The organism is Asanoa hainanensis, assembly GCF_900188485.1.
GTDB classification, from domain to species: Bacteria; Actinomycetota; Actinomycetes; order Mycobacteriales; family Micromonosporaceae; genus Asanoa; species Asanoa hainanensis.
The window spans coordinates 171490-184691 of sequence record NZ_FZPH01000014.1 but is presented as its reverse complement, the minus strand read 5'-3'; the positions used below and the strand labels follow the sequence as shown (position 1 = coordinate 184691).

Genomic DNA, 13202 nt, shown 5'->3' with positions numbered 1-13202 from the left:
GGCATGTCACGCGCCCGGTAGGCGGGGGCCCGCGGCGCGCTGGGTGTCGAGCCATTCTTCGACCGCCGCTGACGTGCGCGGGAGGCCCGCCGACATCACCCGGCTGCCTGTCGCCGTCACCAGGACGTCGTCCTCGATGCGGACGCCGATGCCGCGGAGCTCCGCCGGCACCAGCTCGTCCTCCGCCTGGAAGTAGAGGCCCGGCTCGACCGTCAGCACGTAGTTCTCGCCCACCACCCCGTCGCGGTAGTTTTCCTTCCGCGCGTTCGAGCAGTCGTGCACGTCGATGCCCAGCATGTGGCCGAAGCTGTGCAGCGTCCAGCGGCGGTAGACCGTCGACTCCGGCGACATCGCCTCGTCGACGCTGACCGGGAGCACGCCCAGGTCGGCCAGGCCCTCGGCCAGCACCCGCATGCAGGTCAGGTGGATGTCCTCGAACTTCACGCCCGGCTTGATCAGGTCGATGCCGGCCTGCTGCGAGCGGTGGACGATGTCGTACACGTCGCGCTGCAACGGGGTGAAGCGGCCCGAGACCGGGACCGTCCGGGTCACGTCCGCCGTGTACAGGCTCCGCGCCTCGACGCCCATGTCCATCAGGAGCAGCTCGCCCGGCGTCGTCACGCCCGAGTTGGTGATCCAGTGCAGGGTCGTGGCGTGCCGGCCGGCCCCGACGATCGAGCTGTAGCCGACATCGTTGCCCTCGTAGCGGGCCCGCACTCCGAACACGCCCTCGATCAGGCGCTCGCGCACACCGCGGTCGGCCGGCAGGATCCGGGCGACGTCCTCGAAGCCCCGGACCGTCGAGTCGATCGCCTCCTGGAGCTGCTCGATCTCCCACGGGTCCTTGACCAGCTTCAGCTCGGAGATCGCGGTCGCCAGCTCCTGGTCGCGCGTACGCCCGTCTCGCGCTTTTTGATCCTTCTCGTCCCGTTCGGTCCAGGGCCGCACCGCCGCGTCGACCTCCGGGTCGAAGCCCCGCAGCACCCGGGTGCGCCGCGGGGCGCAGTCGCCCAGCACGCGCTCGAGATCCGTCAGCACGGTGGTGTCGACACCGAGCGCGGCCGACTTCTCCGTCAGCGTCGCCCGCCGGCCCACCCACAGCTCACCGTCGCGGCTGCGGAAGAAGTCGTCCGTCTCGCGCGAGTTGCGGGGCTTCGTGTAGAGCACCGCGTCGTGGCCGTCGCCGACCGGGTGCAGGACGAGCACGCTGTCCGGGTCGAGGTCACCGGTCAGGTACGCGAAGTCGCTGCCGGCCCGGAACGGGTAGTCCGTGTCGTTGGCCCGGGTCTTCTCGCGGCCCGTGGGGATGATCAACGTCTCACCGGGGAACCGCGCGGAGATCGCCTCGCGGCGGGCGGCATAACGCGAAACCGCTGGCGACGGCTGCACCGCGAGCGAGTCCTCCGCCCAGCCGGTGCGCATGAACTCCAGGAACTTCGGCGGGAACGCCGGGTCGTGGGCCTCGACCTTCGCGGTGCTCTCACTCATCACCGGCTCGGTTGTTTCGTCACCAAACACCGCAGACGCCTCCCCATCGATCGCGTTCCCGGAGGAGACGCTACCTCGCCACGCCACCCGAATCCGATGGGAGGCGGCCGGGCGTCGGGCGACCCGTGAAAAGATGGCCGCCATGTGCGGAATCCTGGCCTTCTTCAGCGCGCACGGCGCGGCCGGCGCCCACGCGGACGCGATCGCCGGAGCGTTGGAGAGCCTTCACCACCGTGGTCCCGACGAGACCGGGGTGGAGGTGATCGGCAACGACGCGGTCTTCGCCCACAAGCGGCTCTCGATCATCGACGTGGCGTTCAGCCACGAGCCGCTCCCCTACGCGGGCGGGCGCTACCTGCTGACCTTCAACGGCGAGATCTACAACTACATCGAGCTGCGGGAGGAGCTGGCCCGCGACTACGGCGCCACGTTCGCCACGCAGGGTGACGGTGAGGTGATCGCCGCCGGCTACCACTTCTGGGGCGAGAAGGTGCTCACCCGCCTGCGCGGGATGTTCGCCTTCGTCATCTGGGACCGCCAGGAGCGCCGGGCGTTCGGCGCCCGCGACTACTTCGGCATCAAGCCGCTGCACTACCTTCAGACCGTCGACGGCGTCTACCTCGCGTCGGAGAAGAAGGCGCTGCTGCCGTTCGCGCCCGCCGCCCACGCCGGCGACGCCGGTGTCGACACCGCCAACCTGTCGCACTACCTGACGCTGCAGTACGTGCCCGAGCCCGGCACCCTGCACCAGGGCATCTCCCGGATCGGCTCCGGCGAGTGCCTGAGCTGGACGCCCGGCTACCCGATCGAGGTCCGGCGCTGGTACCGCCCGGTCTTCAACCCGGCGCCGGTGCCCGACCAGGAGCGGCTGTTCGCCGAGATCCGCGAGACCCTGCGCGAGAGCGTGCGGCTGCACATGCGGTCCGACGTGCCGGTCGGCTCGTTCCTGTCCAGCGGCATCGACAGCACGGCGGTGGTCGCGCTCGCACGGCAGTTCAACCCCAACATCCTGACCTTCACCGTCGGGTACGACGTCCCGGGCTACTCGGAGATCGAGGTCGCCCAGGAGTCGGCGCGGCACCTCGAGGTCACCACGATCCCGACCAAGATCGGCCCGCAGGACATGATGGACGCGCTCCCGCGGATCATCTGGCACCTGGACGACCCGGTGGCCGACCCGGCGCTGGTGCCGCTCTACTTCGTGGCCCAGAAGGCCGCCGAGCACGTCACCGTGGTGCTGTCCGGCGAGGGCGCCGACGAGTTCTTCGGCGGCTACACGATCTACCGCGAGCCGCTGTCGCTGTCGGCGGTCAACGGCCTGCCCGACCAGATGCAGAAGGGCCTCCGGGCCGTCTCCAAGGTCATCCCGCAGGGCGTGAAGGGCAAGAGCTTCCTGGAGCGCGGCACGACGCCGCTGGAGGAGCGCTACTACGGCAACGCGCGGATGTTCACCGAGGAGGAGAAGCAGGGCCTCCTGCGGCGGTACGACCCGGCGGTGCGCTACACCGACGTCACCGCGCCGATCTACGCGGAGGTCCCCGACCTCGACGACGTGACGAAGATGCAGTACATCGACCTCTACACCTGGCTGCGCGGCGACATCCTGGTCAAGGCCGACCGGATCTCGATGGCGCACTCGCTGGAGGTCCGGGTGCCGTTCCTGGACCGCGAGGTCTTCGACGTGGCGTCCCGGATCCCGGTCGAGCTCAAGCTCCCCCCGCGCTCCGACGCCACCAAGTGGGCGATGCGCCAGGCCCTCCAGGGCGTCGTACCCCCGGCGATCGTCAACCGCAAGAAGCTCGGCTTCCCGACCCCGACCCGCGTCTGGCTGGCCGGCGAGATGTACGAGTGGGCCCGCTGGATCATCGCCAACTCGGCCGCCGGCGAGCTGATCGACCTGAACTACGCCCTGCGCCTGCTCGACGAGCACAAGAAGGGCGAGGTCGACAACTCCCGCAAGGTCTGGACGGTCCTGATCTTCTGCATCTGGCACGCCATCTTCGTGGCGCGCACGCTCGACCCGGGCATCACCCGCAACCAGTCGGCCCTGCTCACCAAGCCGGTGGTCGGCTCGATGGTGGCCTGACCTGCTAGTGCACGAAGTGGACAGTTCGGCCCGCCATATCGACGGATAACATGAGCGAATGGCGGGCCGGAGCGGTGGGGGGTTCGGTGATCTGCCCCGGACCCCGGTCGCTCCGGTGCTGTGGCTGGCGTTCGCGATCCTCGCCGTCATCTCGTTCGGCTGCGGGCTGATCGGGCTCGAGCAATATCTCCGTGAGAACCCCGACCTCGGCTACAGCGGCCAGCCGCTCGACATCCTCTATTACGCCCTCCAGCTGTTCGTGCTCGGCTCTCCCCCGCTCGACGCCGGCGGGCCGTTCCCGGCAATTCTCGACTTCGCCCGGTTCGCCGCGCCGACCGTCACCGCGTACGCGCTGATCGAGGCCAGCCGGTTGCTCTTCGCCTCCGAGATCCGGAAGCTGCGGGCCCGCACCGCGCGGGGGCACGTGATCGTCGTGGGCGACACCCTGGTGGCCACCACGCTGGCCCGGCGGCTGCGGCAGGCCGGCGACCAGGTGGTCACCGTGCCCAGCAAGGCGACCGAGGCCGGTCCGGCGCCCCGGGTCGCCGGCGCCGCCCGCGACCCCGACATCCTGCGCGCGGCCAGCGTCGGGCGCGCCCGCGCCGTCTACGCCTGCACCGACGACAGCGCCGCCAACACCGCGATCGCCCTGGCGGCGGCCCGGCCGCGCCGCAACGGGTCGGCCCTCGCCGTGTACGCGCAGGTCGCCGACCCGGAGGTGTGCGCCGCGCTGCAGGCCCGGCTGCTGAGCGCACCGACCAGGCGGGGCAGGCGGCTCGACTTCTTCAACATCGACGACCTGGCCGCCCGGCACCTGGTGGCGCGCGAGCCGCTGACGCTGCCGGGCGCGCGACCGCCGACGATCGCGATCCTCGGCGCCACCGCGTTCGGCCGCGCGGTCCTCGTGGAGCTCGCCCGACAATGGCGCATCCGGGACCCCGCCGCCGAGCCACTGCCGATCGAGATCGTCGACCCGACCGCGGGGGCGGCGGTGACCCACCTGACCGAGCGGTACCCGTTCCTGACCCGGGTCTGCAAGATCACGCCGCACGACTACGACCTCGAACGGCTGCTCGCCACGCCGTCGGACGGGCCGGTCCCGGACCGCGTGTTCATCTGCTACGACGACGAGCAGCAGGCGCTCAAGGCCGCCCTCACCGCCGAGCAGGTCTGGCCCGGCGAGCCCGGCTCGGTGGTCGTCCGGCTCGACCGGCTGGCCAGCCTCCGGGAGGCGTTCGACGGCGGCGACCGGGTGCTCGACGAGCTGTCCGGCACGCTGCGGCTGTTCGGCGTCGTGCACGCGGCCTGCGACCCCGCGCTGATCGGCGACGACCTGGTCGAGCGGCTGGCCCGGGTGATCCACGAGCGCTACGTGCTGGACCTGACCGGCCGCGGCGCCAGCGGGCCCGCCCTGGTGCCGTGGGACGACCTGCCCGACCGGCTGCGGCTGACCAACCGGGCCCAGGCCGAGGACATCGGCCGCAAGCTGCGCGCGATCGGCTGCACGCTGTCGCCGCGGGTCGGGCCGGGGCGCGAGCACGTGCTGGCCGACGCGGAGGTCGAGCGGCTGGCGGTGATGGAGCACGAACGCTGGCGCCAGGACCGGGTCGGCCAGGGCTGGCGCTTCGCCGCCGAACGCGACGACGAGCACAAACTGCACCCGGCGATGGCGGCCTGGCCGGCGCTGCGCGACGAGATGCGTACCCGCAATCTCGACGAGATAAGGCAGTTGCCGGCTATTCTCGCGGATGCCGGCTTCCGCATCGTCCGGCTCCGCACCCCCTAGGAGACGGGCATGCCGCGCATCGGTGTCACTGGACACGTGCGGCTCGCCGAGGGCACTGCCGAGCTGGTGTACGCGGCGCTCACCGCGACCCTCGCGGCGCACGGTCCCGTGCACGGCGTGACCTGCCTCGCCGACGGCGCCGACCAGCTCTTCGCCCGCGCGGTGGCCGCGCTCGGCGGCACGTACGAGGTGGTCCTCCCGGCCGCCGACTACCGCACCGTGGTCAGCGACGTGAAGTCCTTCGACGACCTGCTCGGCAAGGCCGTCCGCGTCGACTACCTGCCGTTCGCGACGTCCGGCCCGGAGGCCTACTTCGCCGCCAGCGACGAGCTCCTGCGCCGCGTCGACCACCTCGTCGCGGTCTGGGACGGCGCACCGTCCGACGTGGTCAGCAGCACCGCCAACGTGGTCCGCACCGCCCGCGCCAACGGCCTGCCGGTGACCGTGATCTGGCCGGCCGGGGCGCGGCGCGCCTGAATTCTGTCCGGTCCCTGACACGTTTGCCTGTCGTTCATCGAATCCGGTTCACCATGCGCCATGAACCTCAGTCCGCTGCTCATCGCGACCATCGTGGTCGCCGTCCTCGTCGTCCTGGTCGCGTTCTGGGCGATCCGCACGTTCAACGTGCTGATCCGCCAGCGCAACCAGGTCCGCGCGTCCTGGGCGCAGATCGACGTGCAGCTCAAGCGCCGGCACGACCTGGTGCCGAACCTGGTCGAAACCGTCAAGGGGTACGCCGGACACGAGCGCGCCACGCTCGACGCCGTGGTCGCCGCCCGGGCCGGTGCGATGGCCGCCGGTGCCGATCCGTCGGTCGAGCACCGCGCCGCCGCCGAGGGTGTGCTGACCCAGACGCTCGGCCGGCTGTTCGCGCTAGCCGAGGCGTACCCGGATCTCAAGGCGAACCAGAACTTCCTCGCCCTCCAGAACGAGCTCGCCAACACCGAGGACAAGATCGCGTACGCCCGGCAGTTCTACAACACGGCCGTCCAGTCCCTCGACAACACCGCCCACTCGTTCCCGAGCCTGGTCGTCGCGGGTGTCACCGGGATCAGGCCGCCGGCCTACTTCCAGGCGTCGGGCGCCGAGCAGGCTCCGGTCCAGGTCCGTTTCTGAATGTCCCTCACCATCGCGATTGCCGTCGCGGTCCTGGCGACGGCGGCCTGGGTCGGGCTGTTCGGCCTGATCCTGCTGATCACCCGGTCGTTCGCGCCGTCACCGGCGCCGGCCACCATGGACCTCGGCCCGGAGCCGCCGGCCGTGGTCAACCTGCTCGCCAACCGGTGGACCCGGCCGGACGAGGACGCCGCGGAGGCGACCCTGCTCGACCTGGCCGGCCGCCGCTACTACGAGATCCGCCAGCCCGGGGACGACCCGGTGCACAGCACGATCCACCTGCCGTCGCGCCCGCCGTCCGGCCCGCCGCTGCTGCCCTTCGAGGAGCGGCTCCTGTCCCGGATCCGGGCGGCGGCGGTCGGCGGTGTGGTGCCGCTGACGGCGCTGACGTTCCGGGACGCATCGCAGGCGCGCGGTTGGCGCCGGCGGTTCGACGCCGAGGTCGTCGCGCACGCCCGCCGGCTCGGCCTGTCCCGACGCCGGATCAGCAAGGCCCAGATCTCGCTGCTGTCGCTGGCCGGGGTGGTGCCGGCGCTCGCGATCGGGTTCGCGCTCCTCCTGCAGATCGAGCGCAACGCGGCGCCCGAGGACAAGGGCGGCGGCTACGTCGCCATGTTCTTCTCCCTCCTCGTCGTGACGTCCACCTGCGGCCTGATCGCCGGCCGCTACCGGGGCGAGCGATCCACCCCGCTGGGCCGCCAGGTCGCGGCCCGCTGGCTGGGCGTCCGGGACTGGCTGGCCGGCCACGACGCGTTCGGCGACCTGCCGCCGGCCGCGGTGATGGTCTGGGACCGCTACCTCGGGTACGGGGCCGCCGTCCACGTCGCCCACGCCGCGACCGCCGCGCTGGACCTGGGGATGGGCTCGAAGTACCTCGTCTGGTCCTCGTACGGCGATCATTGGCGCCGGGTCAAGGTGCGCTACCCCCGGATGCTGTCCCGGTACGGCATGACCACCGGCCAACTGGTCAAGGGCGGCCTGATCCGGCTGGCCCTGGGCTTCGTGGCCGCCCTGGTCAGCCGCAGCTTCCCGGACGTGACGCCGGACCAGGCCGGCGCGTTCGACACTTCGTGGGGCGGCGCGGACATCTCGGCCGTCGCGTCACCGACCCGCCTGACCACGGCGCTGCTGGCCACGCTGTTGATCGGCTGGGGCCTCTACCGCATCGTCCGCGCGGCGGTTGACCACAACACCCCGGTGGAGATCACCGGTGAGGTGCTCTGGATCGAGACCTGGCGCTCGGCGTCGCAGGGCGAGGACAGCCCGTCCGTGCCGTACCTGCACTACCTCGCGGTCGACGACGGCACCGCGGACCGCACGACGGCCTGGGGCCTGCCGTCGGACTGGTGGTCGCGATCGTCACCCGGCGACGTGGTCCGCGTCGGAGTGCGCCGCTGGAGCCGCCGGGTGGTCGCCCTGACGGTGCTGAAGGAAGGCGGCGGGCGCTCGCTGCACCGGGGCTTCGACACCACGGACAACACCGACAACCTGGTCCTGGAGGCGTTGGGCGAGCGGAAGAGGCCGCTCCCGGTCGCGGTGCGCACGCAGGCGGCGGCCGACGTGCTGACCGTCGAGGACATGGCCCGGGCGGTAGGCGCACCGATCCAGATCCGCGCGATAGGCCCGATCAACGCGTTGTACGAGACGTCGGACGGCAAACCGGTCGCGATGATCCAGCTGCAGCGCGGCCCGTTGGCGAAGATGTTCTGGGCAGCGGCGAAGCGCGGCACCCCGGTCCCGGGCATCCGCGACGAGGCCTTCATGACCGACCAAGGCGGCGCCATCCGCAAGGCCGACGCGGTCGTGGTCCTGGTCCTCCACAAGGGCGGCCGGGCGGCGGCCCCCCACCTGCCGTGGCTCCTGGGCCAGATCGCCACCCACCTCTGACGCCCCCGATCTGCCGGGACTGCGGCACGGACCCTGGCTTCAGGGTCCGTGCCGAATGCCGCGATTGGTCCCTCACGGAGGTCCACCTACCGCCGCGGCGCCGAGCCGGTGAAGAACCACCACCAATCTGCTCCGGCCAGAGTGCCTAAGGCGAGGTTTGGCTCGTTGGACGGCTGTGGCGGTCGGAGACGAACTCCGTGGGTCTGACTCGGGCACACGTCACTGCCCAGTGGCGTCGATGAGGACGATGCCGGCCAGCTCCTCCGACCAAGGACGCTCGATAACTCCGTCGCGTTGGTCAAAGGCCAACAAAACCTCGTCCGGTGGTTCTGTGGCGGGCGCAGGTCCCAGGTCCAACTCCAGTTCGTCGAAATGCTCCACCTGGTCGCCATAGCGCTCGTTCAGGCCGCGTCGATTCGCGAGCTCAGCCGTCCACATGCGTCCAAACGCTTCGAGCACACCTTCAGTAAGCGTCGCCAGCGGGTCCCGACACACAAGCCGGTGCCACGGCGTCGCGGCGCCGAGTACGGTCGCCGCGTCGAAGATCCGTTCGTTGGCAAGCCTCGTCGCTGTATCAGCCAAGACAATCGCGCAGCCCCACAGGTCGGGGTCATCCAGTCCGTGCGGACAGGAACCTAGCTGACCGCGACTCGGCACCGACAGCCCATCGTTGTACACACAGTAGATTCCTGCGATGCCGTCGCGCAGGCAGCGTTCTCGAAAGGCATCGATTTGACGCGGGAAACGGGAACGCAGACTATCCGCGGCCGGTTGATCGAGCGCCACTCTCGCGGAGCGTGGATCAACACGCTTCGCCTGCACCCGGAATCCGACGTATCCGTCATGTCCCCGGATCCACCACTCCCAGTCCGCGCCGTTGTCGGCCTCCTGCTTCGTGTTGAAGCGGTGGATATGGATGCTTCCCCGGAAGGTAACCGCGAGACGAAGAAGGACGTTGTCCGTGAACGTCGTCTCACCTGGCACCAAGCCGACTGACCGTCCGTCACGCATCCGCTTCGCGACATCGACGGAAATGGAGCGAAAGGCAGGGCAGAAGACCACGTCCGATGCAAGACTGGATGCCCTGATCTTGCCTTCGGGGGTAAGGGCCCAGAAGCCCCGCCCAGAGGAAGCCATCGGTTCAAGAAATCCTTGGCCTACCAAGGCCATGCGGACAAACGACGCCCGGTTCTTCCAGACGACGTCGCTTCCACTGGGTCGTCGCCGCGTGTCGTCGCCGTGCAGCAGGAGCCCGAGCCGGAGTTCGATTAGATCCAGGACTTCCTTCCGCCGGGCCTTGCCGCCCAGTGCCGCCAGTGCGGTTAGGATTCCCGTCTCGATTCTGCTGTCTGCGATCATATCGGCCTCTGCGAGGGCCAAGTTTGAACCGGAGGTCGCGCACAGGCCGCGCGGCGAGGTAAACCATCTGCTTGGAACGCCTGCGACCGCGATCTGAACTGACTGCGGCCAACCACCAACGCGCGATATCCCGCCACTATTTGGGGACCTCATCCCGCATCCGATACATCGACTCGATCGAGGAGCCCACCAAATTTCTGATCGGACGGCGTTCCACCCCACATAGTTCGGCGGCGACACGGCTCCTTCGAGCATGCTCGTCGCGCTGCTGCACATTGTCCAGACCTCACCAGAGCCACGGTTTCCGGACCGCGAGAAGGTCGCGTTGCCGCAGCCTGCGCTTCGGGCCCGAACCGAAAAGTTGGTGGTGTATGCGTTCGATCTTGCGTACATGCCAAGCGGGGTCTTAGGACGGCGGGTCCCTACCGCCGCCGCGCCGAGCCGGTGAACACCACGACCGAACGGGCGGGGATCGTGAAGATGCCCGTCGCCGGGTCGAAGGCCGCGCTGGCCAGGACCGGGTCGTCGCCCGCCCGTTGGTGCGGGTGCAGCACGAAGTCGCCGCCCCGCAGGTCGGGCAGTTTCTGCGTCACTGTCGCTGGCGCCGCGTTGAAGACCACCACCAGCTCTCCCACGCCGCTCAGCCGCATGGTGATCACGCCGGGTGTCTCGCCTGGGCCGGACAGCGGGAACGAGACCCGGTCCTGCACCTCGACCGCCGTGTCCAGGCCGAACAGGGGTGAGTCGCGGCGGATTCGGAGGAGCTCCAGGTAGCGCTCTACCGTCCACTCCACCACCTCCGCTGGCGGGACCAGCGACGGGTTCGCCAGCAGTGGGGCGGCCCACGGCCACTTGTCCTGGTTGTCCCACGACGGTGGCAGGCCCAGGCCGAAGCCGTTGCCCTCCGCCGGGTCCCAGCGGATCGCGTTGAACCAGTCGCCCGAGTCGAATGAGTTGCGGTCCAGGGACTTCGAGCGCAGGCGTTCCGAGCCCGCCGCTACGAAGCCCATGCCCTGGCCCAGCACCGTGAACGACAGGGCCAGCAGCTGCATCCGCGCGCGGTCGATGGGCGTGATGGTCGTCGGCAGCTTGAACGCCAGCGTGTCGTAGAGGATCTCGTTGTCGTGCGCGTCCACATAGGTCACGCACTCCCCCGGCGCCGCGCAGTAGCCGGCCGGCGAGCCGTTGTAGAGGTAGTCGCCGCCGGACACGATCGCGCCGCTGGCCGCCACGAAGCAGTAAGACGCCAGGTTGCCGGTCAGCCCGATCTTGATCAGGTCCTGCTGGTGGCGCAGCAGGGCCCGCTGCTGCTCCGGCGGGCCGTTGACCGCGTCCTCGTTGGAATCCGTAAAGAGGCCCGACGCGTATCCCTGCGATCTTGGATTGGTCTCGAAAGCCTGTCCCCCGCGGACCGCGTCGCGCAACCGGTCGTTGAAGGTGCCGATGCCCGTGCCCGCGAGCTGGTGCTGGCTGGCCTGGGTGAAGCGCTGGTTGCCGGCCACCTCGCCGAAGTCCCAACCCTCGCCGTAGATCAGGATCGCCCGGCCGTCGACGCCGTCGCGCTGGGGGGTGAGCCGGTCCAGCGCGGTGCGGACCGCCTCGATGTTGGCCTTCGGGTGGTGGGCCATCAGGTCGAACCGGAAGCCGTCGACCTTGTAGTCGACCGCCCAGCGCAGCACCGAGTCGACCACCAGCTTGCCCATCATCGTGTGCTCCGGCGCGGTGTTGGCGCAGCAGGTCGAGTCCGCTACCCGGCCGTCGGCGAGCAGGCGGTGGTAGTAGCCCGGGACGATCCGGTCGAGCACCGCGTGCGGGTTGACCCCGCCGGCGACGGTGTGGTTGTAGACCACGTCCATCACCACCCGCAGGCCCGCACCGTTGAGGGCGGCGACCATCTCGCGGAACTCGGTGGTCCGGCCCGGGCCGTCGGGGTCGGTGGCATAACTGCCCTCGGGTACGGAGTAGTGCAGCGGGTCGTACCCCCAGTTGTAGCCGTCCTTGTCCCTGATCTTGGCGATCGCCGCCTGCTGAGCCTTTGAGTCGGAGGGCAGCGCGGCGAGATCCGTCTCCGGCGTGGCCTGCTCCTCGCGGCGCTCCGGCACCGTCGCGAAGTCGAATGCCGGCAGAAGGTGCAAATGCGTCACTCCGGCGTCGGCCAGCTTTCGCAAATGCCGCATTCCGGCGCTATTGGGTGTGCCGAACGCCGCGAACGTGCCCCGCCGCTGCTCCGGCACGCTCCGGTCGTAGATCGAGAAGTCCCGCACGGAGACCTCGTGCACCTGGGCGCGGGCCGGCGCGACCGCGGGCGGCTTGCGCAGCGTCGCCCAGTCGGCCGGGATCAGCAGCGGGTCGAGCAGGTTCGCCACGACGCTGTGGGTGGAGTTGGCGGTGAGGGCGACCGAGTACGGGTCGGTGACGCTCATCGTCTCGATCCGCTGGGTCGCCGGGTGGAAGACCTCGACCCGGAACCGGTAGCGGCGCCCCGTCCAGCCCCAGTCGCCGTCGACCCGCCAGACGCCGGTGTGGTCGTCGCGCCACATGGGCTGGGTCTCGCCGTCGTCGTCCCACTCAAGGGCGACGGTCCGCGCGGTCGGGGCCCAGACCGAGATCGTCACGCCGCCGTCGTCGTGGAAACGGCAACCGAGATCGGCGTGTACGGCGTCCGCGTACAGATCGTCGAGGACTCCGGGGAGTTGGGCGCCGGTGACCACCAGCAGCCAGCCGCCGTCGTCGCGGGCGGTGACGGCGACCTGGCCGCGCAACGCGTACTTGATCGTGTCCTCGTCGGCCTCGACCGTGAAAGCGGCGTGGTCGGCGAGGTGCGGCCATTTCTGGCGTTGCGCGGTGCTGAGCCCGGACGGTTTCGGCCGCAGCGACAGCGTCTCGTGCGGCCCGGTCAGGGCCCCGTCGATGATCTCCAGCGCGGCGTCGGGCGAGAAGACCAGGTCACAGCGGCGGTCGCCGACAGGCCCCTCGAAACGCCAGACGACCGTGGACCGGTCGATCCAGTGGGCCCGCTGCCGGGTCAGATCCATCCGAGGATCCTCTCATCACCGTCTCGCATCACCGCCCTCTCAGGCGGCGTGGATGACGGTGCAGATGGCCGGCCCTTCGTCGGTGGTCCGGATCAGGTACACGTAGCGCTCGCCGGGCACGCACTGACCGCCGCTGTCGAGAAACTCCCATTCGACGGTGACGAGCGCGAGCGCGTGGCTGATCCGCTGCACGTCGTCGATCTTGGCGTGGGCGGCGATGAGCTGCCGGTCCTGGTAGTCGGGCGCCGCGCCGATGAAGGACAGCGCCACCGAGGCAGGCGAGGAGAAGGTGAACGTGTACGCGTCGGCGACGACGCTGCCCGGGAGGGCGTAACAGCCGGCGATGGCGGGTACGTCGCCGGCGGTCAACGCGGACCCGTACCGGTCGAAGAAGTCGGACAGGACGTCAAGGTCGGTCTTGGCGTTCACGGCTGTGGTAGTTGCC

At 70.2% G+C, this 13202-nt stretch carries 9 protein-coding genes; 5 read left to right on the top strand and 4 right to left on the bottom strand.

What is annotated here, in order from left to right:
* Positions 1 to 6: 6 nt before the first annotated feature.
* Positions 7 to 1488, bottom strand: coding sequence for an aminopeptidase P family protein (locus CHC05_RS29565; RefSeq protein ID WP_089253881.1), 1482 nt, complete (start codon positions 1486 to 1488; stop codon positions 7 to 9).
* A gap of 142 nt (positions 1489 to 1630) precedes the next feature.
* Between CHC05_RS29565 and asnB the strand changes: the two genes are divergently transcribed.
* Genes asnB through CHC05_RS29540 form a run of 5 tightly spaced genes read left to right on the top strand, consistent with a single transcriptional unit; the run spans position 1631 to position 8363 of the window.
* Positions 1631 to 3574: an asparagine synthase (glutamine-hydrolyzing) gene (asnB, locus tag CHC05_RS29560; RefSeq protein ID WP_089253968.1), complete on the top strand. Its 1944-nt coding sequence runs from the start codon at positions 1631 to 1633 to the stop codon at positions 3572 to 3574.
* Between the two features lie 58 nt (positions 3575 to 3632).
* Positions 3633 to 5360, top strand: coding sequence for a RyR domain-containing protein (locus CHC05_RS29555; RefSeq protein ID WP_089253880.1), 1728 nt, complete (start codon positions 3633 to 3635; stop codon positions 5358 to 5360).
* A gap of 9 nt (positions 5361 to 5369) precedes the next feature.
* Entirely contained in the window at positions 5370 to 5837 is a 468-nt protein-coding gene (locus CHC05_RS29550; RefSeq protein WP_089253879.1) for a hypothetical protein, read from the top strand.
* Between the two features lie 60 nt (positions 5838 to 5897).
* Positions 5898 to 6476 (top strand): LemA family protein, encoded by a 579-nt coding sequence (locus tag CHC05_RS29545; protein ID WP_089253878.1) that lies wholly within the window; start codon positions 5898 to 5900, stop codon positions 6474 to 6476.
* The gene (locus CHC05_RS29540) at positions 6477 to 8363 is read left to right on the top strand and encodes a DUF2207 family protein (protein WP_089253877.1); all 1887 of its coding nucleotides are present in this window, start codon (positions 6477 to 6479) and stop codon (positions 8361 to 8363) included.
* Positions 8364 to 8582: 219 nt separating this feature from the next.
* Here the strand turns inward: CHC05_RS29540 and CHC05_RS29535 are convergent, their stop codons facing one another.
* The 3 genes from CHC05_RS29535 to CHC05_RS29525 all read right to left on the bottom strand — a co-directional run bounded on the left by CHC05_RS29535 (position 8583) and on the right by CHC05_RS29525 (position 13186).
* Complete coding sequence (locus tag CHC05_RS29535) at positions 8583 to 9722, bottom strand: winged helix-turn-helix domain-containing protein (protein WP_179266433.1); 1140 nt, start codon at positions 9720 to 9722, stop codon at positions 8583 to 8585.
* A 422-nt stretch (positions 9723 to 10144) separates the two neighbouring features.
* The gene (pulA, locus tag CHC05_RS29530; RefSeq protein WP_089253875.1) at positions 10145 to 12757 is read right to left on the bottom strand and encodes a pullulanase-type alpha-1,6-glucosidase; all 2613 of its coding nucleotides are present in this window, start codon (positions 12755 to 12757) and stop codon (positions 10145 to 10147) included.
* Positions 12758 to 12796: 39 nt separating this feature from the next.
* On the bottom strand, positions 12797 to 13186 hold the full coding sequence (locus CHC05_RS29525) for a hypothetical protein (protein WP_089253874.1): 390 nt from the start codon (positions 13184 to 13186) through the stop codon (positions 12797 to 12799).
* Positions 13187 to 13202: the final 16 nt, after the last annotated feature.

What these genes read in the sequence shown, in the direction of transcription:
- CHC05_RS29535 (WP_179266433.1), bottom strand. Translation starts at nt 9,722, where the DNA reads ATGATCGCAGACAGCAGAATCGAGACGGGAATCCTAACCGCACTGGCG.
- CHC05_RS29550 (WP_089253879.1), top strand. Translation starts at nt 5,370, where the DNA reads ATGCCGCGCATCGGTGTCACTGGACACGTGCGGCTCGCCGAGGGCACT.
- CHC05_RS29565 (WP_089253881.1), bottom strand. Translation starts at nt 1,488, where the DNA reads ATGAGTGAGAGCACCGCGAAGGTCGAGGCCCACGACCCGGCGTTCCCG.
- CHC05_RS29555 (WP_089253880.1), top strand. Translation starts at nt 3,633, where the DNA reads ATGGCGGGCCGGAGCGGTGGGGGGTTCGGTGATCTGCCCCGGACCCCG.
- pulA (WP_089253875.1), bottom strand. Translation starts at nt 12,757, where the DNA reads ATGGATCTGACCCGGCAGCGGGCCCACTGGATCGACCGGTCCACGGTC.
- CHC05_RS29545 (WP_089253878.1), top strand. Translation starts at nt 5,898, where the DNA reads ATGAACCTCAGTCCGCTGCTCATCGCGACCATCGTGGTCGCCGTCCTC.
- asnB (WP_089253968.1), top strand. Translation starts at nt 1,631, where the DNA reads ATGTGCGGAATCCTGGCCTTCTTCAGCGCGCACGGCGCGGCCGGCGCC.
- CHC05_RS29540 (WP_089253877.1), top strand. Translation starts at nt 6,477, where the DNA reads ATGTCCCTCACCATCGCGATTGCCGTCGCGGTCCTGGCGACGGCGGCC.